This window comes from Flavobacterium humi (assembly GCF_004745595.1).
GTDB classification, from domain to species: domain Bacteria; phylum Bacteroidota; class Bacteroidia; order Flavobacteriales; family Flavobacteriaceae; genus Flavobacterium; species Flavobacterium humi.
The window spans coordinates 384,782-408,009 of record NZ_SRLH01000002.1 but is presented as its reverse complement, the minus strand read 5'-3'; the positions used below and the strand labels follow the sequence as shown (position 1 = coordinate 408,009).

Sequence of the window (23,228 nt, the reverse complement as noted above, 5' to 3'; positions counted from 1 at the left end):
AAAAGTTATATAAATAGTTTTCAAGGGTATAAGACGAACTTTATGATGCGCTCATTTAAAAAAAGAAGATTATGATAGCAGCTAAAAAGGAAGGTATTATCCTGCAGAAAACATCTTTAGGATTTGAAGTAGATGGTGTCTTGAATCCTGCCGTGATCCAGTACGGTGACTTTATCCATATTTTTTACAGGGCCGTTGCCAAAAACAATTATTCGAGTATCGGATATTGCAAGCTCCAATCGGTGCTTGAAGTAAAAGAAAGGCTGGGGATACCGGTGCTTTTCCCTCAATTTGAATTTGAAAGCCACGGGATTGAAGATCCCCGGATTGTAAAAATAGACGACTTGTTTTACATGACCTATACAGCCTATGACGGTGTAAATGCTTTAGGAGCCCTGGCTACCTCAAAAGATTTGCTGGTTTGGGAAAAACACGGTTTGATGGTTCCCCAAATCATGTACGACGAGTTTAACCGTTTGATCAGCTATAAAGGAAACCTGAATATAAAATACAGACGGTACAACGAACACGAACGAATCAAGGAACTCAAAGGTAAAAAGATGATGGTTTGGGATAAGAATGTTATTTTTTTCCCGAGAAGGATAAATAAAAAATTGTATTTCCTGCACCGCATAAAACCTGACATGCAAATTGCCGCCGTCGAACGCCTGGAAGACCTGACTACTGAATTTTGGCAGAATTATTTCCTTGATTTTGAAAAGCATATCGTCCTGGCACCTAAACACAAGCATGAGGCAAGTTACCTGGGTGGCGGATGCCCTCCGATAGAAACCGATAAAGGCTGGCTTATCATATACCACGGCGTCCATGACAGCATCAACGGATATGTATATTGTGCCTGTGTGGCTTTGCTAGACCTGGAAGACCCTTCCAGGGAGATTGCCAGATTGCCGTATCCTTTGTTTAAACCGGATCAGGAATGGGAGTTAAAAGGAGAGGTCAACAATGTTTGCTTCCCGACCGGTACAGTTGTCATCGGAGACACGATTTACATTTATTACGGCGCCGCCGACAGGCAAATAGCCTGTGCCACTGTTAGCTTATCAGAATTGTTAAACGAATTAATACTTACTAGTGATGAAAAATAAAACCCTTACCCAAAAAACACGCGTAACATTCGATAAAGAACAAAATAAAATCAATTTCCCCCAAGGGATTCCTGTGGCTAAAAAAGAAGAGAAGCCGGCGGAAGTCCTGTTCATTTCTTCTTTCCCTCCAAGGGAATGTGGTATCGCGACCTATTCGCAGGATTTGATTAAAGCATTGGAAAACAAGTTTCAAAAATCATTCTCCATAAAAAGGGCTGCCCTGGAAAACGGAAAGCATACCTACGGGGCGGAAATCCAATATATTTTAGAAACGGACAACCCCAAATCATACGTAAAACTCGCTAAAAAGATCAACGAAGACCCCAATATCAAAATCGTGCTGATCCAGCATGAATTCGGTTTGTTTAAATCTAACGAAGAAGACCTGATGACGCTGATGAGCACTGTCAAAAAACCGATTGTGGTTGTGTTCCACACTGTTTTGCCGCAGCCTGGCGATTCTCTCAAACAAATGGTCCAAAAAATAATTTTCATTGCCGAAGCGGTTATTGTCATGACCCATTCCGCATCGCAGTTGTTGATCCAGGACTACAAAACCCCAAAAGAGAAAATTTCGGTAATTCCCCACGGAACGCATTTGGTGGAACATACCGACAAAAATATTTTAAAAGAAAAATACCAGGTAGCAGGACGGAAAGTATTGTCTACCTTCGGATTGTTAAGTTCCGGGAAAAGCATTGAAACTTCCGTGGAAGCGTTACAGACGATCATCAAAAAACATCCGGATGCCCTATTCCTGATTATCGGGAAAACACATCCTTCGGTAGTTAAAAATGAAGGCGAAAAATACCGCGAGGCATTAGAAGCAAAAGTGAAAGAACTGCAGCTCCAGGACCATGTCCGGTTTGTCAATGCCTATTTGCCTTTGCAGGATTTACTGGAATACCTGCAATTGACCGATGTATATTTATTTACTGCCAAAGATCCCAACCAGGCCGTAAGCGGGACTTTCTCTTACGCGATAAGCTGTGGCTGCCCGATTATTTCCACGCCCATACCGCATGCCAAAGAAGTCCTGAAAGAAGATACCGGTTTTATTATCGATTTTGGCGATTCGCAGCAATTGGCAGAAAAAGTCATCGCCTTGCTCGATGATGAGCAATTGAGGAAAGAAATCTCTTCCAACGGATTGCATATCATGGCGCCTAATGCCTGGGAAAATTCAGCGATATCCCATGCTTTGTTATTTGAAAAAATCAATGAAAATATTGCCCTGGAGTTTAAAATCCCTGAAATCAACCTGAACCATTTCAAAAAACTGACCACATCTTTCGGGATGATCCAGTTTTCGGTCATCAACCAGCCGGATATTGCCTCGGGTTATACGTTAGATGACAATGCCAGGGCTTTGGTGGCCATGTGCCAGCATTACGAACTCACCAGGGACGAATCGGACCTGGAGTATATCTTGCTGTATTTCAATTTTATAAAACATTGCCTGCAGCCTGAAGGTTATTTTATGAATTATGTAGACGAAAGCAAGAAATTCACAGGGCAAAACAACCAAACCAATTTGGCGGATGCCAATGGTAGAGCCATTTGGGCATTAGGGTATTTGATTTCCTTATCGGATATCCTTCCCGAAAAATTAGTGGCAAAAGCGCAAAAGATGATGAGCAAAACCTTGTCGAATGTCAACAAGATCCATTCGCCCCGCGCCATGGCTTTTATCATAAAAGGGATTTATTACAGCAACAGGCAAAACAGTTCTGTGGAGAATACATTGATACTAAAGCATCTTGCCGACAGGTTGGTGCAGATGTACAAACATGAATCTAGCCAGCAATGGCAGTGGTTTGAAGGTTATATGACGTATGCCAACAGCATTTTGTCTGAAGCTTTATTGTGTGCCTGGATGGCAATCGACGATGAAAAATATTTACAAATTGCTAAAGCATCGTTCGATTTCCTACTGTCAAAAATATTCAGGAACAGCCACATAAAAGTCATTTCCAATAAAGGATGGCTGCACAATGGTGATGAGATCACTACCGAAAAAATAGGCGGTGAGCAGCCCATTGACGTGGCGTATACAATTTTGGCCCTGAGCAGGTTTAGCGATGTTTTTAAAGAAGATAATTACCTGGATAAACTGGAAATCGCCTTTAGCTGGTTCCTGGGAAAAAACCATCTGAACAAAATTGTGTACAACCCTTGTACCGGAGGATGTTATGACGGTGTAGAGGAAAATTACATCAATCTCAACCAGGGCGCTGAATCGACCGTGAGTTACCTGATTGCCAGGCTGGCCATTGAAAAAGCCAGGCAAAACAAGGAAATGCCCCAAAAGGCGACCGCAGGCCATTCCAAAAACCAAACCAAAAATCAATTGATAACACTATAAAAAAACATTACTATGGCACCTGCTAGAACCAAAACGGCGGCTTCTAAGAAAGCCAGCCCTAAAAAGAAACCCAATACCTCAAGCTCGGGATCCGAAACCAAATCGGTTGCATCCAAACAAGGCTTAAAAAAGAAACTAAACGAATTTGGAGATGACGACGCTTTATAACGCACAGAAATTATTTATCGTGGAAGATAACCCTGCACAATCCGCAAGGCTTGTCGGTTATTTAGGGAAAAGATTTGGAAGTTCCCTGGACGTTTCCGTTTTTACCGATGGGAGCAATGCCCTGGAAAAAATCGACAAGGATACAGCCATTGTAGTACTTGATTATGATTTAAAAGGCGAAAAAGCAGAGATACTTCTAAAGGAAATAAAAAAAATAAACCCTAAAACCGAAGTGATCATCCTTTCCTCGGACGAAGACATCGGCACAGCCATAGACGCCTTCCGCAAAGGAGCAGATCATTATGTGGTGAAGGGCGGGAGGTCAACCCTGATGCTTTATTCGCTCATCCGCAGGATTGTCAATTATCCGGTAAAGATCCTTACGGAAAGGTTCGGGATCAATAAAATCCTGGCCATTTTCCTGACTTACTTCGTACTAGTTGGCATTATCGTGTATCTAGGAATGCTGCTCCTGCCTTCCGAGATGTAAATAATGCAACGCAATAAGGTAATTTTATAACACTTTTTAGGGCTGGAATGCCCAATTTTATACTTCCAAAAACAAATTTTAAATTTAGAAACTATGATACCAAAAATCGGAATTTCGGAAACAGATTTAAAGAAAAGCACAACGCTGTTATCTGTGGTTTTGGCAGATGAAGTGACACTGTATACCAAACTTAGGAAATTTCATTGGAATGTGGCCGGGGAAAGTTTTATGGAGCTTCATAAATTATTCGAAGGACAGTATTCGGAATTGGAATTGGTTATTGATGAAATTGCGGAAAGAATCAACAAATTAGGAAGCAAAACCATCGGGACCATGACCGAATTCCTCGAACAGACCCGGTTAAAAGAAGCTCCTAAAGTGTATCCTTCTCAAAAACAGATGAAAGAATTGCTTTTGAAGGACCATGAAACACTAATTGCGGAATTGCGAAAGGATATCGATACCTGCGCTGATGAAGCCCATGACGCCGGGACTGCAGACTTACTTACCAAAATCCTGCAACAGCACGAAACGATGGCTTGGGTACTCAGAAGATACTTGAGTTAATTGGCAATAGGCCACATAACCTAAAAAAAATAAGACGTTGATACTATACCTGAAAAATATATTTACCGATGTAGGTAACGTAACCTTGTTTATGGCACGATTCTTTAAAGAAATCGCCGTATTGCCTTTTCATTTTAATGAATTTTTCAGGCAGTCTTACGCCATTGGTTATAAATCATTGTCTTTGGTTACCATAACAGGATTTATCATGGGTTTGGTGCTTACCGTACAATCCAGGCCTACCATGGCAAAGTTTGGAGCCGAATCCTGGTTGCCCAGCATGGTTTCGCTTTCGTTGGTCAGGGAAATCGCACCGGTCATTACCGCACTTATCTGCGCCGGGAAAATTGCTTCCGGGATAGGGGCGGAGCTGGGATCGATGAAAGTAACCGAACAGATAGATGCCATGGAAGTTTCAGCCATTAATCCGTTTAAATATTTAGTGACAACACGGATCCTGGCCACGACTTTTATGATCCCTATTTTAGTGATTTATGCAGATTTCATAGGTGTTTTAGGAGGATATATAGGGTATAATATCCGCGGTGATATTTCGCTGCTCCGGTATTTTACCAATGTATTTGAGCACCTGGAATTTATGGATCTTCTGCCTGCTACGATAAAAACGTTCTTTTTCGGGTTTTTTATAGGGCTGATCGGCTGTTATAAAGGTTTTAATGCCGAAAGAGGAACGGAAAGTGTCGGCAAGGCAGCTAATTCTGCGGTAGTTACGGCCTCGCTTTCAGTGTTTATTTTAGATATGCTGGCCGTTCAGATCACTGATTTTTTATTCTGAAAGAAATATGGCAGCCACAACACCGGTAATAGAGATCAAGAACGTATCCAAATCGTTTGGGGACAATGAGGTGCTCAAAGGGATCAATATCACTCTGATGGAAGGGGAAGACCTGATCATCATCGGAAAGTCCGGTTCGGGAAAATCGGTCACGATAAAATGCCTGGTGGGATTGCTTACCGCCGATGAAGGCGAAATAAAGGTTTTTGGAACCGATATTACCCATGCCAGCCATTCGGAACTCAATGAAATCAGGTCCAGGATTGGTTTTTTATTCCAGAACGGGGCACTTTATGATTCGATGTCCGTAAGGCAGAACCTGGCTTTTACGCTCAAGCACCATAACCGGGGCCTTGCTCCCGAAGAAGTGCAAAATATGATCATGGAAGCCTTGGAAAGTGTGGGGTTGGAAGAGGCGATTGATAAAATGCCTTCCGAACTCTCCGGCGGGATGAGGAAACGCATCGGGTTGGCCAGGGCACTTATTATAAAACCGGAAATCCTGCTGTATGATGAGCCAACTTCAGGGTTGGACACCATTACCTCGCGGGAAATTACAGAATTGATGCTGTCTACACAACAAAAACGCAAAACGGCATCCATCATGATCACCCACGATATGGCTTCTGCAAAATTAGCAGGAAATAAGATCATGGTCCTAAAGGACGGAAAGATCAGTGCCGAAGGAAGTTACGAAGAATTAGAAAAAAGCAAGGATGAATGGGTGCGTTCTTTTTTCATTTAAACTAAAAAAAGCAAGCCATGAACAAAAATGCAGGATATATATGGAAATTGGGAATGTTTGTCGTTATAGGAGTTGTTTTGTTTGCCGTTACCGTCTACTTCATTGGTGTCAACAAGAATTTATTCGTGCCCACTTTCCAGCTGCAATCGCATTTTAAAAATGTGAGCGGCCTTAAAATTGGTAGTAATGTGCGTTTTTCAGGTATCAATGTAGGAACGGTGAAAGAAATCGAATTTGTTTCCGATACTGCTGTGGTAGTCAAATTATCGGTAAAAAAAGAAGTACAGCAATATATCAAAACAGATGCCATGGCCAGCATTGGTTCCGATGGATTAATGGGCGACAAAGTACTGACCATATCACCTGGAACAGATTCCCAAACCATAGTAAAAGACAATGCTTCCATACAATCTGTTACGGCCGTCGAAATGGACGACCTGATGAGAAGCATCAAAATTACCGTAGACAATGCTAGTGTCATTACCGAACAGCTGGCCCAGTTCAGTTACAAAATGAACAGCAAGGACGGCGCATTGTCTAAATTAATGGACGATAAGGCTTTTGCCAACCGTATCGATACAACGATGAAGAACATCCAGAAAGCCTCCAAAGGATTAAATGAAAACATGGAGGCGGCAAAACATAATTTCCTTTTGCGTGGTTATTTCAACAAAAAGAAAAAAGCGGAAGAGAAAAAACAAAAAGAAACCAAAAAGGCTGAAGAAAAAAAACAGGAAGCTTTGACTGATGAAAAAGCAAAATGAGTATTAATTTAAAATGTAAGATCATGAAAACGTTGAAATTAATGATAGTAGGGCTATTCTTTTTATTTGTTAATCAGGCAATAGCCCAGGTTTCGGTAAATGTAAACCTTGGAACGCCCCCAGCTTGGGGACCGGCAGGATATACTGAAGTGGAATATTATTATTTACCGGATTTAGAAATGTATTATGATGTGCACCAAACCCAATTTATTTATTTTTCCGGCGGAAGATGGGTACGTAGTGCCTACTTGCCAAGAAGGTACAGGGGTTATGATTTGTACGGAGGCTATAAAGTTGTGCTCAACGATTACCACGGCCCGGCTCCGTATACCTATTTCAAAGACCATAAGGTAAAATATTACAAAGGTTACCGTAATGGGCACCAGGCTACCATTGGTGTAAGAGGAGAGAAAAAACACAAAGGAAAAAAACACCATGATTAAAAAGATGGGAATTCTATAGTACAGAAGCAAAGTTATATAACACTTTTATATGCCTTATTCCCCAACTTTGTTTCTGTACTTCGTTCTTATAATTGTTTTAAAAGAGATTGTCTTACGTGATCATACCGGAGAGGCTAAAAATTCGCGTAGCTGTATGTATTGACAACATCATACCAATACAGTTTGGCGACTGCTTAAAGTGTCCGGGTTACTATCGCTTGAAGACAATCTCTATTTAAAAAGCAAACCAGCCGCTGCCATCGTAAAACTTAAATAACAATGTCATGAAAACTGAAAAAGAACTCAATAGCGATATTCTGGAGCTTACCATGAGCATCAAGAAAAATTATCCGGAACTGACAAAATACCTCAAAGAAATGCAGGTTACCTTACCGGATAATACCAAACCGGAAATTACGGTCAAGATTTTACAGGAATATTACGATTCTTTAAATGAAATGCTCGACAAATACGCCGAAAACAATCATTTAAGCCTACATTAAATACAATTATGATGAAAATAGTCAAAAAAATAGGCCTCTGGATGGACAATTCCATCGCATACATCATAGAATTTGTCCTGGAGCCTTTTCAGATCCAAACCATCGAATCGGAATTTACTCCTTTTGAAAAAGAAAGTACCCCAAGCCATAGTGAAAAACACATGCACCATAAAGAACAGCAGCTGCAAAAGGAATATTATAAAAAATTATCTGAAATTATCATGGCCAACGATGAGGTCCTTCTATTTGGGCCAACCAATGCCAAACTGGAATTGTTCAACATACTCAAAAAGGACAACCGCTTCGATACCATAAAAATTGAAGTACGCCAGGCGGCTCAAATGACCCCTAATCAGAAACTGGCCTTCGTCCGTGATTATTTTTCAGACAATTAAAAGAGATTCAAAAGTTACTTTACCATTCATTTTTAACCTTTATTGCAATCGGAGGCAGGGCGTAAAAACCCTGCCTTTTTTTATGCCCGGAAGCCGCAGGTTTTTACGTGTGAATGATATAAATATTGGGTAAAGTTTTGTAACACAATCCATTCCAATAATAAGCAACTTTACAGTATAACAAATGTCCCATTAAATTTAAATAGTATGGAAAAATTAAAAAAAGCATGGTCTGCTGAAAAAACAAATCAGCCAGGCCTGGAAAGAAAGCCAAAATCACTTTTCTCGGATTTTACCGGTTTCGGTCTAAAATCACTGCTACAGCTTTTCGACAAGGTGCCGGAGATGCTAAACGGGTCCACAATCAAAAATACCGTTGCAGTAGTATTATTTTCTTTAATGATAGGTTTTACGCAAACCGCCATGGCCCAGGAACCAAATCCTGAACAATGCCAGGTCCGTTTCGGGGTTAAGGGAGGTGTCAATTTCTCCAACATGTACACAGATGATGTTGATGACGAAAATGTGCTCACAGGATTCCACGTAGGGGTATTCGCCAAAATGCAATTCAACGATAACATCGCTTTGCAGCCCGAGCTTCTCTACACTACAAAAGGATCGGAACTTACCTATAACAACGCCTTTGCGGAAGGAACGGCAAAATTCAGGCTGAACTATATAGAAGCACCGGTTTTACTGGTCGTTAACCTTACAGACAACCTTAACGTACACGCCGGGCCTTATTTCGCGTATTTAATTGACGGTAAAGCCACAAATGATTCTGACGCTAATTTTTTCGACTCCGAAGAAGAATTGGATAACGATGACTTCAACAAGTTCGATTTCGGGCTGTCAGCCGGGCTAGGATTTGATTTCGACTCCTTCAGCGTTGGTGCCCGCTACAATTATGGTCTTACCACTGTTGGTAAGGACAGGGATTTCGGAGGAACCACATACACCTTTCCTGATGGAAAAAACAGTGCCATCAACGTATATGCGGCCTTCTCTTTTTAACTAAATAGTATAACACTAACATCACTATTATGAGTAATTTACTTTATACAATAGCACTAATCCTGGTGATATTTTGGGCGATAGGTTTTTTCGCCTACAGTGCAGGTAATTTGATCCACATTCTGCTTGTTATCGCGGTCATTGCGGTAATATTGAGAATCATACAAGGAAAAAAAGCAATATAAATCTTTAAAAATCAATAATCATGGAAACAAGCAAAGTATTATTAGGAGTATTGGGCGGAGTCGCCGTCGGAACTGTTTTAGGAATTTTATTTGCCCCTGATAAAGGAGTAAATACCAGAAAAAAACTGGTAGACCAAGGAATGGGCTACGCCGATAACTTAAAAGGAAAAATCAACGACATCAAACAGGAAGTCACCAACAAATACGACAGCCTTTTGGGTGACGCTAAAGAATTGGCAAAAAAAGAAGTTTAGGCTCTTAGAAGGAAAGCCTGTAGGATATCGTCAAAAATATCACACAGGCTTTTTTCAACATTTTCAGTGCAACATTTTTAAACTCAAATTATGGAAAGTAATGCGTCAACAATAGAAAAACTGGCCGAAAAAGCAGAAACCTACGCTAAAACAACCTTCGAGCTCTATAAATACAGCGTAGTAGACAAATCTGCAGATATTTTCTCAAAACTGGCCGCCAGATTGGTCATTACCCTAATTATCCTCATGTTTTTCCTCATGGCCACCATCGGCCTTGCCTTATGGGCAGGAGAATTATTAGGCAAAGAATATTACGGTTTTTTTGCCATAGCCGCCGGTTACCTGGTTTTGGCCCTGCTGCTTTATGTTTTCAGAAAACATTTCATCAAAAAACCGGTAAGCAATTTCATCATTGGCTGTACCTTAAAAGAAGACTGACATGAAAACAACCGACAAAAAAGAAGCGCTAAGGAACAAAATTATCTTTCTGCAAAACAAGCAGGCAGAAGACCTGCAGTCACTCAAAGAGCAATTCCACTTAACTTACAACAGTTTTAAACCTTTAAACCTGTTAAAAAACACCTTGAGCGAAGCCTCGTCTTCTTCCGAGATGAAAAAAGACCTGCTCATGGGTGCCCTGAACCTAACCACAGGTTACCTGTCGCATAAAATAACAGACATCGGTAACAACCCCATCCAGAAAATACTCGGCAACGCCCTGAATTTTGTCCTTAAGAAATTCGCCGGCAAAAAACAGGACAGCAAAGAAACAGATGAACACCAGCCTGTAGTACCACCACCGGAGAAAGATTATTGATTAGAAGAGGCAAGAGAAAAGAGACAAGAAAAAAGAGAGAATACACTCATTTCCACAATCTTGTCATTCCGACGAAGGAGGAATCTCCGCAATCTTTCCAAGTTATCCGGAAAGAAGAAATGAATTCTGCTGATGTAATCTGTTTTTCATGATGTAATTGTCTATTGCACTGATGTAATTGCTTATTTCACTGATGTAATTGAATATTTCGTTGATGTAATTGTTCATTTCACTGATGTAAATGCTTATTTTGCTGATGTAAGAGCATTTTTCGTGATGTAACTGTCTATTGCATTGATGTAATTGTTCATTTCACCGATGTAATTGAATATTTCGTGATGTAAATGCCTATTGTACTCTAAAGCCGCAGCTACTATGCTCTCTTGTCATTCCGACGAAGGAGGAACCTCCTCAATCTTTCCACGCCAGCCATTTTTAACAGAAAAGAATAAAGAAAATAAAACCAAGAAATAAGTTTGCGGAGATTTACTTCGTCAGTTCGCTTCGCTCGTGCCCTCCTTCGTCGGAATAACAAACGTTATGCAATCTCGTCATTCCGACGAAGCAGCAATCTCCGCCATCAAACTCATACTAACTACAAGTAACCCTAAAAAACTGTTAGACTCCTGAGACTGAAAACTGCAACTGCGACTGAAAACTGCGACTGCAACTGAAAGCTACCTACTGATACGGCACAATATACGGTTTTGATAAATCAAATTCCTGCAGCCCCAAGTCATACGATTTGATAGAATTGGTCTTAAAGGTCGAACCGGCATCCACCGGAATCCTCGGATAATACGAAAAAGAGAACTGGAAATTATGGAACACTAGGAAGTCATTGCTCAAAATCACGCCCAAACCAATCTGCGAATAGACTTCACTGTTTTTAAAATCAACATTTTCCTGCCCCAGCATCCCCAAAGAAAAATTCAGGAACGGATTTAGCCTGAAACCCAAAAGCTTCCAGGGCGAATACCCCTGCGTCTGGAAAGTGACCAGCAATTTTTTGGTCCCGAAAAGCGTTTGGCTGCTAAAACCCCTGATTCCCGCATCACCATTAAAAGTAAGCCTGTCGGTATTGCTGTTCAGCCTGTTGTGGCCAATGATGAGTTCCGGTTTTATAAACTGCCTGAATTTCCAGCGACCGGTCCCGTTTTCATACAAATTGGTAAAATAAACGGTGCTGATGTTAAAAGTATTCTGTACTGTTTTGGAATGGTCAAAATAAGTCCCGTATTCTATGTTGGTGCTCAGGTAACCAAAATCAAAATATTTACCCAGTGCAAACCGCCCGCCCAGGTAAAACCTGTAATCGTTGTTTTTTTTCTGGTAACCGGTCGTAATATTATACAAAACCCCCGAAGCGACATCTTCTACAATATTAAAATTGAAGATATACTTATCCTGCGTATACTGCCGAGAGGACAGCCCTATTCCCAGCAGGTAAAGGCTCTCGCTCGTATAAAGCCCTAAACTGTCCTGGAGCTCCACGGGTTTTTCGATATAATTCTTATGGTAATACCGAAGGCTGGTAATAAGGTTCGTGGCGCGGTTTTCTTCGGTATTCCCTTCAAAAACCTTAAACGAATGCCCGCCCCAGTAATCCTGCGAATTGGACTTGAAACTCTGGTCCTGCAGCACCTGGTTGGCATCAAGCACTTTACTATGGTTAAACTGCTGGTCCAGGTAAACACCGGCAGCCCATCTGGTGTAAGTGGAAAAGAACGGCCTTTCGATATTGACGAGTTTGGTAAAATTCCCGTCCAGGTCAATAGTATAACTCACCGTAGATTTGATAAAGGTATTCATGATATTCGGGACGGTATAGCTGGTTTTGTACCCTTCCTGGCTGCTTTTTAGGCTTTTGGTATACGAATTGGCAAATTCATGGCCTGTTCCGGCAAAGTTCCTATCAGTGAGGTAAAAAGTAGATTTCGAGCTTGAAGCCGAAAAATCAGGAAGCAGGCTCCAGCTATCCAGGACACGGATGGACACATCTACCGAATCCGAGTTTTTGGAAGCCAGTTGCGCCGTGATGCGGACACCTCTTATATACCGCTGGCTTCGAATTAACCTTTCCGATTCCTTTACCAGCATAGAATCCAGGGGCGTGTTGCGTTTTATCAGCAAAAGGTTTTTAATAGCCAGCGCTTTGGTTTTGGTATGCAACGAATTACCGGTTTTGTAGATGAAACGTTTCGGTTTAACTGTCGTATCTATTTCGGAATACCCAAAAGGATCCAGCGTGGTAATTTGTATCTGCCGGATAATTTTCCCTTCCAGGCCGTCATAGACCTGCCGTTTTGTTTTTTGGAAGGAATTCTTTTTCATCCGTTGTTTTTCTACCGGCTTGAAGACCAACCGGTGCAGGAACTTGGTAAAGCCCCTTTTCTTGGAATACTTCTCGATAGACCGGTACACCTTGAGTGTATCTTTGGCTTTGGGTTTGATTTGGGCATGGGAAACTGGATAACTGCAAATTATCAAGATAAATAACAGGAATTTAAAAATAGAAGGCATTGCAGGTTTTAATATCAAAAATACAACTAAAAAGAGGTATTCACCAGTAAATATGTAAATTATGAAACGTATCGGGGAAATCCTAAAAGAGATACACCGGCACTATACTACTGATAACGTTTTACAAACAATGATATTGCAGTTTTTTTAAGGAGGAAGGCTGTTTTTTAATGATGGCAGAAGAACTGTTGATAACCATAAAAAATAAAAGCCTGTAAATGTGAAATTTACAGGCTTTTTATGAATTGACAACTTGGTTGTCGGGGTGGCAGGGTTTGGCTCTGGAAGGCAGGATTTGGCGTAATACAAATTAATAGCAAAGGATTTAATTTGTATTTTTGTAATACTAAGCGTTGGTTATAAACTAAATACGCATTGTGTTTATTTGTTCCTATCGCCAATGCTCAAAAATAACGATAGTAATCAAGATGAAATACAATAAATAAAAAACAAAGTGTATGTTCAGGTATATTAGTTTTCTTTTACATATTTGTAACAGCTTTATATACTAAAGAACCTGAATTTTCTTGTCCTCAAGATTCAAGTATTACTATATCTGCTATTTATTTTCTTAAAGTGTCATCTAGTTGTTTATCCTTATATAGTATGCTATTTATCAGAAGAAAGTAAAAGAGCCTTTTAAAATTTCAAAAATATTTAATTGTTGTTCAAGATAAAAACAAATTGTTATGCCGTTAAGCCGAGGTAGAAAAGGAAAGAAAAAGAAAAAGCCACAACAAAAAGGAAAAAGCAATTCAAATTACGAAGAGTTCAGTGCTAGCGGGACTAAAGTGTATAGGCAAGGTAAAAATGTTTTTATACGAACAAATAGAACTCCAGAACAACAGCAACAACTTCTTGATGAAATCAAAAAACACCGACCTCAGATACTACAATCGGTTAATGATTCAATTGTCCAAATCGTCGAAATTTTTTCTGAATACGATAATTTTCAATTGCTCGGTGGGCTTGGGTACAATTTATTTGAAAAGCACGACAGCCCTGAGGATGACGGCGCTTCCGAGTTAATGATTGAATACGGATTGAGTTTTGCCACAGCAATAACTGGAAATGGAACAAAAAGTGTGACATCTGAAATCCTCAATGAGCTAATTGATTTACTTTTCGCGACAAGACAATTGTACAATCAGTACGTGATGACTGAGTTTGTGGATGCTAAGTATTCTGAATTGGAAAGTCATTTGAGATTTAAAACCATTTTGGAATCATTGTATATGCGTGGTGACGGATATATGCAACATATTTACCAAACCTTTGAAGAATTATTCTCCGGTCATGATGCGATGTTCCAAAAACATTACGGATTTACCGCGAGCGATTTGCTCGAAGCGATAATTCAATTTGAAGATTCATTTTATTGTAGAACGGTATTACCAAACGGAATGCCACATTGGAAGTCTTTTGAGAGGTTTGAACAATGGCAGAAAACGAAAGGCATACATTCTTTCCGGGCGGATGATCGACAACCCTTGCTAGATTTTCTAAAAGATAATCCTGATATGGCTGATGACGCAGGCGAAAGTGGTGGGCGTAGAATTGATGATATCTCTGAATTTATGGAACTTTATAAAGTTCGTGCGAGAAAACCAGTGCATCAAAAAGTAATTGAAGCACTAGCGATTGAATTTGGTGATAATTCAGAATTTTTGAATCCTAAATTCCCAGGCTTACCACTAAATGATAGTCTGTCAAATTTGAAGCCTGTAATGTTATTTAACGGTGCGTACTACTTATTTGCCTTCAATCTTTTGACAAGAAATCTATTTTCAATTGCAGAGAAATTAATACTTGATGCTGATAAAGTTTACTACGAACAAAACTTTTTAGGTAATAAGTTTAGTAAATCGAGAGATAATTACCTTGAGAATAAGACTGCTGATTTATTTAGAGTCTTTATCCCAGACTCAAAGTCATATTTGAACCTGAAATACAAGCCAGGCCAATTAGATGCAGCCGGTAATAAAATAGAAACAGAACTCGATCTTTTGCTCGTATCTGATAATGCCAACTACATAATAGAAATGAAAGCCGGCGGTTTGTCTGCACCATCGAAACGCGGAGCATTAAAAAGCCTTACAGGACAACTTGCTGACACTGTTGGCTACGGTGCATATCAGAGCCACCGTGCGTACAAGTATATTTACGATACTGCTTCGCCAGATTTTTATGATGGTAAAGGAAATTCGGTAAAAATAGACAAAAGCAAAAAACTGTTCAGAATCACCATCACGTTAGAGCATCTTTCTGGCTACATTGCAAATATGCATGAACTCAAAATGCTAGGGGTTGTAGAGAAAGATGTTGAATTTGCTTGGACTTGTAGTCTATTTGACCTAATTATATTTTCTGAAATTATCGAGAATGAAAATGATTTTATCGAGTACTTGGAAAAACGCCTACCACTCTATAATAATCCTCATATTAACGTAGATGATGAGATTGATTTTCTCGGTTATTTCTTAGATAATGACGAATTGGTAGATAAAAAAGCCCTAAAAAAAGTAAGCACCTACAAACTAAATAAGACTTCAGAAGACATTGACAACTACTTTCAGAAGGGTGGCCCGAAACCCACAAGAAAGAAGTAACCTAATAATTTCCTATGAAAAACTAAAATGAGGACTGGACGCTTTTCTATGACTCATAATCAACGCATAAGCTTCATTGATCCTTACGGTAATCTTAGTGCTGGTTTGTTTCTCGTCAGGACTTTCCAGCATTTGTGAAATTTTACTCGATAAATAATTGTTTTTTAGTAATTGAGTTTGTGTTTCTAAAAAAGTGATATTCTTCTATATTATTGAACATTTGTATTTTTTTAATGGTTAGAGGAAAGACCTTTGACATATAATTAGATAATTTCTGTTCGGTCGATTATTTATTTTCAACCCATCTAAGATATTTATATTTTTTGGAAAGGATTGTTTTTAAAGCTGCCAGAACCTCTTCTTTTTTATCAAATGTAATTTGGGCGGTAAGATTGTAAATTGCAATCATTGAAAGTTTTGAAGTGAGGTTATAATCTTGCTTGGTTAAAAAATAGTTTCCTTTAAACACGGGAAATTTATATACTAATCCCTGATATATCAGATTACCGCCTTTGTATTTGAAAACCATAAAGAAACCCTCGTTTTGGTCTTTTAAAATATCGGGTGAAAGGAATTCTATGTTTTTCGCCATATCCAAAATGTTAAGCCCTTTTTTTAGCCTCATTCTCGTTTTATTGATCTTTACAATATCTTTATACATTTCATTCTTATTGTTAAGATCTGTGAGCCAGCAATTGTTTCTTTTAAGTTTTCCGGGATTAATTTTATGGCCTAACCATATTTCTTTTGTGAGGTATTCCTGCACCATACCAAAATTCATCATTAACCGAAGCAACTTAAAAGTTGAAATTTCGAAAATTGTTGTGTGCTCTCCTGTAAGCTGATTTGTTTTGTGCAAGTCAACGGTTTTCTTCCGACTCCAATAGCGAATGGTGTAGTGCATATCTTTTTCTAATGAATTGAAAGATATTTTTTCTGCACCTGGGTTCTTTTGGATAAATAGAAATAATTTTTCTAATGCTGCGAACGGATTGGTTTCTATTAAGTGCTCGGATAGTTCGGTGTTTTCCATAATTTAAACAATTCTTTTCCAGTTTTTGAAAAGGCTGTTATTTCACCTTCAAAACCTGCAACAGCTTAAAATTCAAATACAGTTTTTCTTTGCCCACCTGTTCACTTTTTAAAAAGCCTTCGCTTTCGAGTTCCTTTAGATAATTTCCGACCGTTTTTAAATTTCCAAGTCCTGCCTTTTCCAACTGATTTCTTTTTGTATAAGGCAGCCGGAACAATTCTTCCATAAGATCCTTTGAATATATTTTTGGCAGCTTTTGCTGAATGTCTTTTCCCATTTCTGCCATTAACGTTTCGATTTCGGCAATCTGGTGCCGGCCTTTCAACGCAGTTTGCTCGACCATATCAAGCATGTACATAATCCAATCCTGCCAGTTGCCTTCTTCTGTTACTTTCCTTAGATTGGTGTAGTATTTGTCTTTGTGCTGGATGATATAGTTACTCAGGTATAATGCAGGCAGATCCATTAGTTCTGTCATTTTCAGGTATAGCAAGAGTATTATCCTACCTGTACGACCATTGCCATCAAAAAATGGGTGTATCGCCTCAAACTGATAATGGATGATTGCCATTTTGACCAATGGATCTATGTTATCTTCGGCATGAATAAAATCTTCGAGGTTTTTCAATTTTTCCCGGATTACATTTTCGCCTTCGGGTGGCGTATAAACTACTGTATTTGTAGCCGGGTTTTTTAACTGTGTTCCCGGAGCATTTCGGATGCCCGATTGGTTTTCTTTAATGATCTGCATCAATGCTATAAATAGATTTGTGGTCAGGATCGGGCGATTGTCTATCTGGCCGACACCATACCAAAGCGCATCTTTGTAATGCATTACTTCTTTTGTAGCCGGGTTGTCATTTTTCCTGTCGGCAATGGAAGCCTTAAATAATTCGTCCTGTGTTGTAATTATATTTTCTATGGCTGAACTCGCTTGTGCTTCCTGAAGGTTTATTGTATCGATGAAAAGTGTTGGGTTTGGCAAATTTGTAATTGCTCCTTTCAGTTCGGATAATGCCCGACTTGCCGCGATGGTCTTCTTTAGAATCATGGTATTTTCTATTTCCGTATCGGGTGGCAGTAATGGCAAGGCATTGTATGGAATTTCGGGATTGTAGTTCTTTTTTTGGCTCATGACGGCATTTTTTGACACGGGCGCTAAACGCCCTTGATTTATATTCGAGAGTAAATATAGTGAAAAATTACTCTCGTTTATTATATGAGGGTAATTTTTGCCCTCGTTGGATATATGTTTTGTATTGACTTTTTAAAATAAAAACGTTACCTTTGACTGAAGCGATTGTAGCGCTTCAGTCTTACACTTACTGCCATGCTTGCACCTGAATGTCTTAAGACATTCAGGTGCAAGCATGGGCGAAAAAAACAGTGAGCCCTACAGAAAGTGATTATTAATGTACTTCTGGCGGTGCAGGCAATTTATCGATAAATAGGCAATTGCCAAATTCCATATCCCTGTACAGATATTTAAGTTTACAGTCTTTAATAGCTTTATTCCCCACTATCCACCTGACACGCCAATCATAATCGGCATACAACAGTACTGGTTCTTCTAATTCTCTCGTACCTTTTTTGAAAGATAAATTATATACCCACTTTGGAGGATTGTCTTTCGTTATATGTGGTTCATCGTCCCAGATTTCAAGAGTTTCATGCTCGGAGAGAATTATTGAGGGTTGCAGATGTAACCCAAAAGTCAGGCATAACATCTTATTTTCACTTGGATCCATTTGCTTTGGCATGTCGGTAAATCCCATCTTTCTCCAAATGTTTTCGGAACTGGCCGGAGCACACATTAAATCTAATGTATAAAAGTTTTGTCTTTTAAGGTCGTCAATAACAGCCGATAACGTTCTTGTTGCAATATTGTTTTTTCTAAAAAGGGGATGGATTTCGGCTAAATCGATTGTAACAGCAGGATATTTTTTGGTGAGTGCAAAGAAACCCACAGCCTCGTTTTCAATTGTTGCAATAACCAGGCAATTGTCCTTGAAGCTTAACCTGTATAATATACCATAAGAAATTTCAGAAGATACTATTAACTATCTCTAATTTGTTTATGTTTACATATGACAACTAAATCCCCTAGTCAAATAGCAACTCTATTATTATATTCTATATTTAATGTGTAATTTTCTCAAGCAGAATAATTAATTTTAACATCTTAAAACTTCTGGTAAGCCTTCATGCAAAATAACGTAACCACACTTTCTACTAACCTAAAAAATTTAATTAGAAAATATGAACATAAAACTTTTATTGCGCATTGGAGCTTTTATACAAACATGCACTATCGAAACAATAGTGTTTTAAAAGTTGAATTAAAATCTCCCATTCGGCAGTTAACATATTTAATTTCATTGTACCACAGGACTGGATTTGGGGGAAACGAACGTTTTGAGGCTTACAGCGACGACTATACGAAGATAGTTAACCTGCTGAACGACATTGAAGAACAGTACTCCATTACTTCTGAAGAGTATAAAAATAGTGGCTTTAACGGCGAAAATGCCGAAAAATTATTTATAAGCAATAGTACCTTCCTCAATTTTTATCTTAATGCTCCATTGACATATACAGAACAGGATATTGAAAAAATTCGTAAGACATTTATCCATTTTGAATCTCTGATTGTGGAAGAATATGGATTAACAATTGACGATTTTATTAACTTTTACATTGGGCTGTGTAATTTGGAAACTGAGCGCTACGAAAAATATTATGATCATACTCATGAGCAAAGGGATTTAATCTTAAAGGCCCGCGACTACCCGGAAGATCTAACAAGGCAAGAAGCTTCTGAATTACTTGAAATTATGGATAACGGCATATTTAACCTTGGAATTCCTATAGAAAGAGTAAAGTCGCTTTTACCTGAAGATAAAATAAAAACCCTACTCGCCATTTTCACGCTAACAAGGGAAGAAAATGTAAATTACCTATACTATAGCGATAGCTGTCCTTATCTTTTACAGCCAATATTGCTAATGGATGGGGATCATCTGGTAATGATCTTTTCTAAACAGTTGATAAATGCTACTTATGATTTTCTATTTGATTTTTGTTCAACCATAGACAGTGACGGGAGGAGGGTACTGGACCAAAGGGAAAATTACCTCGAAGTCAAAACAGCAGACCTTTTTAAAAGCTTTTTTGGAAAAAAAGCTAAAGTGTATACTAATTATTACGTAACTAAACAGGAGAAAGACCTTCTTGTAGTAATTAATAAATATGCGTTCATCATAGAATGTAAAGCTAATAAATACCGTATTCCGTTTAGAGACTCATTAAAGGCGTTCGACAGAATTAAAGATGATTTTAAACGATCTATTGGTAAAGGTTATCTTCAGGCTAGAGAAATGGAAGAATTAGTATTAGCTGGACAACCTTTTCATATAAAAAATCATCGTGGCGAAATTATAGATAAAATATATCCTGGAAAGATTCACGAAGTATTTTCAATTGTTGTAACACAGGAAAGGTTTGGACAGATAGAATGTAACTTGGCACACTTGCTTGAGGTCGAAGATGATAATGATTATCCTTGGGCAATTGCCGTCGATGACTTGGAAACATTTTTAATTACGCTGAGTCGAAAACAAAATCATCTTCAGGAATTCGTAACCTATCTTACTGCACGTGAAAAACTGCATGGAAGATTATTTTGCTACGATGAGCTGGATCTTGGTGCGCTGTTTCTTATGCAGCCAAAAGTCTTTTTCAGCTATTGCAATCACTTCGCCCCGGTAATTATGTCTCCCGATATGAATAATTTTTTTGATGAACTATATTCGATTGGTCTAGGGTCTAAAAATGAATTACATTTAGATAAAAAGAAACAACGGGAGGCACCTATAGCATATGCACTTCTAAAAGAATTAAAACTTGGCAAGCCAAAAATGTGAGATGTTTAAATTCCGGAAACGTTCAGTCGCATGGCGAGGTTAGGGAATAAAGATGCTAGATTTTTAGGTTAAACACGAATTTTCCAAGTACAAAACGAACTTTCCATTAAACCTAAAACTCCAATCTCGCCAAACAATTATTAACGGATGGCTCTCTTGCTTACGTTTAAGGTACTTTTTGCAATAAATTCAGCGGTTTACTTTTCTAAATTAACTTTTGAGTAATTTCGTAAAGGTCTAATTAACTTTTAATATTTTAATATGATTCAATTTGATATATATCGAGATTCAACAAAAGAAATCTATGCAGATGATATTCCAGAGTTTTCAGGTTCTGAAAATTGGGGGAATTTAAGCAGTAAATTTTTATTTATATTCAGCAGATTAGATTATCTCAATGATACTTTAGTTTCAATATGCGAAAAAGTAGAAATTTATAATGTCAATTTCAAAGAGAGAAATGGTTTAACTAGTAAGAAAACTAAAATCGCACCTTATATTGAAATTATACATGTTATGTCAGATTTAAGAATGATAGTTGATGAGCTTATAGCTTTGCTATACATTGTTGAAAAAAGAAAAGTTTTAGGTGATTATCCTAGTAAAATTGAAATAGAATCTATTGGGAATCTATTGGGTAAATGGAATGAGAGAAAATTTGATGATGTGAGATTCTTTATTGATTATAAAGATTTTTTAAAGAATGTGAATGATATTACGAACACTTACAAACATTCATTTATAAATGACCATATTGTATTTTATAGACAACTTGATAAACCAACTGTTTATGCAATAAGGAATTTTAATGGAGAATTTGATAAACAAAAAAATAAATTAACAGCAATTCCACTAGAGAATATTGTAAATGGTTTCAATAAAATGTTTAAAGAGTATAGAATATTATTAAAAGAAATGACATATGAGCAAATAGTAAATGATTTTGAAAAGAAAAAAAACTTATAAAATGTAGAGTAGAAAATCATGCCTAGTATCCGCTAAATCTTTTTTTGACTAATCGCAAATTTATGTTGTCGTTTCGAAAAACTTTATCTTAGCGGAAATCACTTCCACTCGTTTTTTCAAAGCGAAGATCGGTGGCGTACAATTTTAAGTCATTTTCAAAATAACCTACGAATGAGCGAAGAATGTAAAATATGGTTTCCGCATGAGATTTTCTACATTGAAAGTTTATTGTCAATAACCCGGACAATTCTTTCTGAAAAAAATGTAGTGGTAACCGTCTTAGACCAAATTCAGGAAGGAGATTATGAAAACGGAAAAATTCTTATTGACGCAGTCCAGAATATCTGTACCCAAGCTGCATTAATTTCTAAATTTTTCTGGCCGGTTAGCAGAACCAAGATCCATAAAGGCAGGGGAAAAAGGTTACGCGAAGCGTATGGGATTCATGAGCAGAATTGCCTTAAGGATAAACAGGTAAGGAATTTCATCGAACACTTCGACGAAAAACTCGACTTGTATCTGTCTGAATTCACAGCGGGAACCATTATTCCCATATATGTTGGTCCAAGAATTGACATGGAGGCTAAGCAAATATTTCGCGGCTATTTTCTTAACGAAGCAGTATTCACAATTTTGCATTTGGAATATAAAATCATTCCTATAATTGACGAGATTGAGAGGATACATTTACTTTTAGAGCAAGATTTCATAAGTGGAAGGTTTAGTAATTAACAAAAAGTCCGACGATTCGCTTAAACTATTTTATAAATTTTAAACTATGAAAAGACCTCTTGAAAAAGACCTCTCCTTAATAAAGAAAATTCTGGAACTGAGTATTGATGAATTAATTGAACGTGATAGTGATATTTTTAATCATGCTGAAGAAGTGATTGATCAACTATCAGGTGAGGAGGTTATTAGATTAAACAGAAAGCTTCATGAAACTACTATCAATCATAGACTGGCTTTTTATCTGGAGAAATATTGTTATGAAACGGAATTAGAAGATCTAATAGTGGATATCGAATACAATAGGTATTACGAAAACCCAAAAATGCTTAACACAATTGAAGGAAGGATTACTGCCAGGCCGGATATAATTATGCATTCAAGGATGGATAAAACTGTTCCCACACAGCACTTTTTGGTTGTCGAAGCAAAAAAGGAACTGATAACTGAGCATGATAGAAATAAAATAAGAGGTTTTATTAGTGATGACGACTATACTTATCTTTTCGGCCTAACCATTTCATATTGCCAAGACCCAAATAACGTTATCGCTACTTTATTTTATTATAATGGCGAAAATATTATCGAAGAAGATATTTCAAGGCATAAATAAAACAGTTATCGTTTAATAATGAATCGTATATAACGACAATTTATGGACAAATCAATCTCAAATACGGAAAAATACTTAATTGTCCATAAAAAAACTGATTTATTTTTCAATGGTTTCAGTGACCCACAATATCAACAAGGTAAAAACACATTATCTAAAACAAATTTTGTTTCAATCAGAGAAGGTAACAGATCTGATCAAGAAATTTTAAACACTA

Annotated in this window: 26 protein-coding genes; 21 read left to right on the top strand and 5 right to left on the bottom strand. The window is 38.0% G+C overall.

Going from position 1 to position 23,228, the window contains the following annotated elements; translation table 11 throughout:
• The first annotated feature begins 71 nt into the window (after positions 1–71).
• From E4635_RS04710 to E4635_RS04640, 16 genes are all read left to right on the top strand, one after another.
• Positions 72–1,109, top strand: a complete 1,038-nt coding sequence (locus E4635_RS04710) for a glycoside hydrolase family 130 protein (protein ID WP_135525465.1) — start codon at positions 72–74, stop codon at positions 1,107–1,109.
• Complete coding sequence (locus E4635_RS04705; RefSeq protein WP_135525464.1) at positions 1,099–3,474, top strand: glycosyltransferase; 2,376 nt, start codon at positions 1,099–1,101, stop codon at positions 3,472–3,474. The genes E4635_RS04710 and E4635_RS04705 overlap by 11 nt, the downstream gene beginning before the upstream one ends.
• A gap of 12 nt (positions 3,475–3,486) precedes the next feature.
• Positions 3,487–3,642 carry a hypothetical protein gene (locus tag E4635_RS15705; RefSeq protein WP_169630200.1) on the top strand — a complete coding sequence of 52 codons (156 nt, stop codon included), beginning with the start codon at positions 3,487–3,489 and terminating at the stop codon, positions 3,640–3,642.
• Positions 3,626–4,132 (top strand): response regulator, encoded by a 507-nt coding sequence (locus E4635_RS04700; RefSeq protein WP_135525463.1) that lies wholly within the window; start codon positions 3,626–3,628, stop codon positions 4,130–4,132. Before E4635_RS15705 ends, E4635_RS04700 begins: the two co-directional genes overlap by 17 nt.
• 93 nt (positions 4,133–4,225) lie before the next feature.
• Positions 4,226–4,699: a Dps family protein gene (locus E4635_RS04695; protein WP_135525462.1), complete on the top strand. Its 474-nt coding sequence runs from the start codon at positions 4,226–4,228 to the stop codon at positions 4,697–4,699.
• 37 nt (positions 4,700–4,736) lie between these two features.
• Positions 4,737–5,495, top strand: a complete 759-nt coding sequence (locus E4635_RS04690) for an MlaE family ABC transporter permease (protein WP_135525461.1) — start codon at positions 4,737–4,739, stop codon at positions 5,493–5,495.
• 7 nt (positions 5,496–5,502) lie between these two features.
• Positions 5,503–6,240 (top strand): ABC transporter ATP-binding protein, encoded by a 738-nt coding sequence (locus tag E4635_RS04685; protein ID WP_135525460.1) that lies wholly within the window; start codon positions 5,503–5,505, stop codon positions 6,238–6,240.
• A gap of 17 nt (positions 6,241–6,257) precedes the next feature.
• Positions 6,258–7,004 carry an MlaD family protein gene (locus E4635_RS04680; protein ID WP_135525459.1) on the top strand — a complete coding sequence of 249 codons (747 nt, stop codon included), beginning with the start codon at positions 6,258–6,260 and terminating at the stop codon, positions 7,002–7,004.
• A gap of 23 nt (positions 7,005–7,027) precedes the next feature.
• Complete coding sequence (locus tag E4635_RS04675; RefSeq protein ID WP_246020682.1) at positions 7,028–7,447, top strand: hypothetical protein; 420 nt, start codon at positions 7,028–7,030, stop codon at positions 7,445–7,447.
• 284 nt (positions 7,448–7,731) lie between these two features.
• Positions 7,732–7,950: a hypothetical protein gene (locus tag E4635_RS04670; RefSeq protein ID WP_135525458.1), complete on the top strand. Its 219-nt coding sequence runs from the start codon at positions 7,732–7,734 to the stop codon at positions 7,948–7,950.
• A gap of 8 nt (positions 7,951–7,958) precedes the next feature.
• Positions 7,959–8,345 (top strand): hypothetical protein, encoded by a 387-nt coding sequence (locus E4635_RS04665; protein ID WP_211518730.1) that lies wholly within the window; start codon positions 7,959–7,961, stop codon positions 8,343–8,345.
• Positions 8,346–8,552: 207 nt separating this feature from the next.
• Positions 8,553–9,359, top strand: a complete 807-nt coding sequence (locus E4635_RS04660; protein ID WP_246020681.1) for a porin family protein — start codon at positions 8,553–8,555, stop codon at positions 9,357–9,359.
• A gap of 29 nt (positions 9,360–9,388) precedes the next feature.
• Entirely contained in the window at positions 9,389–9,544 is a 156-nt protein-coding gene (locus E4635_RS04655) for a lmo0937 family membrane protein (RefSeq protein WP_135525457.1), read from the top strand.
• Between the two features lie 20 nt (positions 9,545–9,564).
• Positions 9,565–9,798: a YtxH domain-containing protein gene (locus E4635_RS04650; protein WP_135525456.1), complete on the top strand. Its 234-nt coding sequence runs from the start codon at positions 9,565–9,567 to the stop codon at positions 9,796–9,798.
• 90 nt (positions 9,799–9,888) lie between these two features.
• Positions 9,889–10,236 (top strand): hypothetical protein, encoded by a 348-nt coding sequence (locus E4635_RS04645; RefSeq protein WP_135525455.1) that lies wholly within the window; start codon positions 9,889–9,891, stop codon positions 10,234–10,236.
• 1 nt (position 10,237) lies between these two features.
• Positions 10,238–10,615: a hypothetical protein gene (locus E4635_RS04640; RefSeq protein WP_135525454.1), complete on the top strand. Its 378-nt coding sequence runs from the start codon at positions 10,238–10,240 to the stop codon at positions 10,613–10,615.
• Positions 10,616–10,717: 102 nt separating this feature from the next.
• Here the strand turns inward: E4635_RS04640 and E4635_RS15875 are convergent, their stop codons facing one another.
• Positions 10,718–10,843 (bottom strand): hypothetical protein, encoded by a 126-nt coding sequence (locus tag E4635_RS15875; protein WP_262710629.1) that lies wholly within the window; start codon positions 10,841–10,843, stop codon positions 10,718–10,720.
• A 453-nt stretch (positions 10,844–11,296) separates the two neighbouring features.
• On the bottom strand, positions 11,297–13,138 hold the full coding sequence (locus tag E4635_RS04635) for a BamA/TamA family outer membrane protein (protein ID WP_135525453.1): 1,842 nt from the start codon (positions 13,136–13,138) through the stop codon (positions 11,297–11,299).
• 689 nt (positions 13,139–13,827) lie between these two features.
• Here E4635_RS04635 and E4635_RS04630 point away from each other — a divergent pair.
• The gene (locus tag E4635_RS04630; protein WP_135525452.1) at positions 13,828–15,747 is read left to right on the top strand and encodes a hypothetical protein; all 1,920 of its coding nucleotides are present in this window, start codon (positions 13,828–13,830) and stop codon (positions 15,745–15,747) included.
• A gap of 286 nt (positions 15,748–16,033) precedes the next feature.
• On the opposite strand, the gene E4635_RS04625 is transcribed toward E4635_RS04630, so the two are convergent.
• The 3 genes from E4635_RS04625 to E4635_RS04615 form a co-directional block, all read right to left on the bottom strand.
• On the bottom strand, positions 16,034–16,780 hold the full coding sequence (locus tag E4635_RS04625; protein ID WP_135525451.1) for a hypothetical protein: 747 nt from the start codon (positions 16,778–16,780) through the stop codon (positions 16,034–16,036).
• A 37-nt stretch (positions 16,781–16,817) separates the two neighbouring features.
• Positions 16,818–17,915, bottom strand: a complete 1,098-nt coding sequence (locus tag E4635_RS04620; RefSeq protein ID WP_135525450.1) for a Fic family protein — start codon at positions 17,913–17,915, stop codon at positions 16,818–16,820.
• A 274-nt stretch (positions 17,916–18,189) separates the two neighbouring features.
• Positions 18,190–18,777 carry a GNAT family N-acetyltransferase gene (locus E4635_RS04615; protein WP_394345973.1) on the bottom strand — a complete coding sequence of 196 codons (588 nt, stop codon included), beginning with the start codon at positions 18,775–18,777 and terminating at the stop codon, positions 18,190–18,192.
• 207 nt (positions 18,778–18,984) lie between these two features.
• On the opposite strand from E4635_RS04615, the gene E4635_RS04610 reads away from it, so the two are divergent.
• The 4 genes from E4635_RS04610 (at position 18,985) to E4635_RS04595 (ending at position 23,011) form a co-directional block, all read left to right on the top strand.
• A complete protein-coding gene (locus tag E4635_RS04610; RefSeq protein WP_135525448.1) occupies positions 18,985–20,703 on the top strand; it encodes a hypothetical protein in 1,719 nt (572 codons plus the stop codon).
• Positions 20,704–20,964: 261 nt separating this feature from the next.
• Entirely contained in the window at positions 20,965–21,669 is a 705-nt protein-coding gene (locus E4635_RS04605) for a hypothetical protein (protein WP_135525447.1), read from the top strand.
• 171 nt (positions 21,670–21,840) lie between these two features.
• Positions 21,841–22,401, top strand: a complete 561-nt coding sequence (locus tag E4635_RS04600) for a hypothetical protein (protein ID WP_135525446.1) — start codon at positions 21,841–21,843, stop codon at positions 22,399–22,401.
• Positions 22,402–22,447: 46 nt separating this feature from the next.
• Positions 22,448–23,011, top strand: coding sequence for a hypothetical protein (locus E4635_RS04595; RefSeq protein ID WP_135525445.1), 564 nt, complete (start codon positions 22,448–22,450; stop codon positions 23,009–23,011).
• The last annotated feature ends 217 nt before the right edge of the window (positions 23,012–23,228 follow it).

What these genes read in the sequence shown, in the direction of transcription:
- E4635_RS04710 (WP_135525465.1), top strand. Translation starts at nt 72, where the DNA reads ATGATAGCAGCTAAAAAGGAAGGTATTATCCTGCAGAAAACATCTTTA.
- E4635_RS04705 (WP_135525464.1), top strand. Translation starts at nt 1,099, where the DNA reads ATGAAAAATAAAACCCTTACCCAAAAAACACGCGTAACATTCGATAAA.
- E4635_RS15705 (WP_169630200.1), top strand. Translation starts at nt 3,487, where the DNA reads ATGGCACCTGCTAGAACCAAAACGGCGGCTTCTAAGAAAGCCAGCCCT.
- E4635_RS04700 (WP_135525463.1), top strand. Translation starts at nt 3,626, where the DNA reads ATGACGACGCTTTATAACGCACAGAAATTATTTATCGTGGAAGATAAC.
- E4635_RS04695 (WP_135525462.1), top strand. Translation starts at nt 4,226, where the DNA reads ATGATACCAAAAATCGGAATTTCGGAAACAGATTTAAAGAAAAGCACA.
- E4635_RS04685 (WP_135525460.1), top strand. Translation starts at nt 5,503, where the DNA reads ATGGCAGCCACAACACCGGTAATAGAGATCAAGAACGTATCCAAATCG.
- E4635_RS04680 (WP_135525459.1), top strand. Translation starts at nt 6,258, where the DNA reads ATGAACAAAAATGCAGGATATATATGGAAATTGGGAATGTTTGTCGTT.
- E4635_RS04675 (WP_246020682.1), top strand. Translation starts at nt 7,028, where the DNA reads ATGAAAACGTTGAAATTAATGATAGTAGGGCTATTCTTTTTATTTGTT.
- E4635_RS04670 (WP_135525458.1), top strand. Translation starts at nt 7,732, where the DNA reads ATGAAAACTGAAAAAGAACTCAATAGCGATATTCTGGAGCTTACCATG.
- E4635_RS04665 (WP_211518730.1), top strand. Translation starts at nt 7,959, where the DNA reads ATGATGAAAATAGTCAAAAAAATAGGCCTCTGGATGGACAATTCCATC.
- E4635_RS04660 (WP_246020681.1), top strand. Translation starts at nt 8,553, where the DNA reads ATGGAAAAATTAAAAAAAGCATGGTCTGCTGAAAAAACAAATCAGCCA.
- E4635_RS04655 (WP_135525457.1), top strand. Translation starts at nt 9,389, where the DNA reads ATGAGTAATTTACTTTATACAATAGCACTAATCCTGGTGATATTTTGG.
- E4635_RS04650 (WP_135525456.1), top strand. Translation starts at nt 9,565, where the DNA reads ATGGAAACAAGCAAAGTATTATTAGGAGTATTGGGCGGAGTCGCCGTC.
- E4635_RS04645 (WP_135525455.1), top strand. Translation starts at nt 9,889, where the DNA reads ATGGAAAGTAATGCGTCAACAATAGAAAAACTGGCCGAAAAAGCAGAA.
- E4635_RS04640 (WP_135525454.1), top strand. Translation starts at nt 10,238, where the DNA reads ATGAAAACAACCGACAAAAAAGAAGCGCTAAGGAACAAAATTATCTTT.
- E4635_RS15875 (WP_262710629.1), bottom strand. Translation starts at nt 10,843, where the DNA reads ATGAACAATTACATCAACGAAATATTCAATTACATCAGTGAAATAAGC.
- E4635_RS04635 (WP_135525453.1), bottom strand. Translation starts at nt 13,138, where the DNA reads ATGCCTTCTATTTTTAAATTCCTGTTATTTATCTTGATAATTTGCAGT.
- E4635_RS04630 (WP_135525452.1), top strand. Translation starts at nt 13,828, where the DNA reads ATGCCGTTAAGCCGAGGTAGAAAAGGAAAGAAAAAGAAAAAGCCACAA.
- E4635_RS04625 (WP_135525451.1), bottom strand. Translation starts at nt 16,780, where the DNA reads ATGGAAAACACCGAACTATCCGAGCACTTAATAGAAACCAATCCGTTC.
- E4635_RS04620 (WP_135525450.1), bottom strand. Translation starts at nt 17,915, where the DNA reads ATGAGCCAAAAAAAGAACTACAATCCCGAAATTCCATACAATGCCTTG.
- E4635_RS04610 (WP_135525448.1), top strand. Translation starts at nt 18,985, where the DNA reads ATGCAAAATAACGTAACCACACTTTCTACTAACCTAAAAAATTTAATT.
- E4635_RS04605 (WP_135525447.1), top strand. Translation starts at nt 20,965, where the DNA reads ATGATTCAATTTGATATATATCGAGATTCAACAAAAGAAATCTATGCA.
- E4635_RS04600 (WP_135525446.1), top strand. Translation starts at nt 21,841, where the DNA reads ATGAGCGAAGAATGTAAAATATGGTTTCCGCATGAGATTTTCTACATT.
- E4635_RS04595 (WP_135525445.1), top strand. Translation starts at nt 22,448, where the DNA reads ATGAAAAGACCTCTTGAAAAAGACCTCTCCTTAATAAAGAAAATTCTG.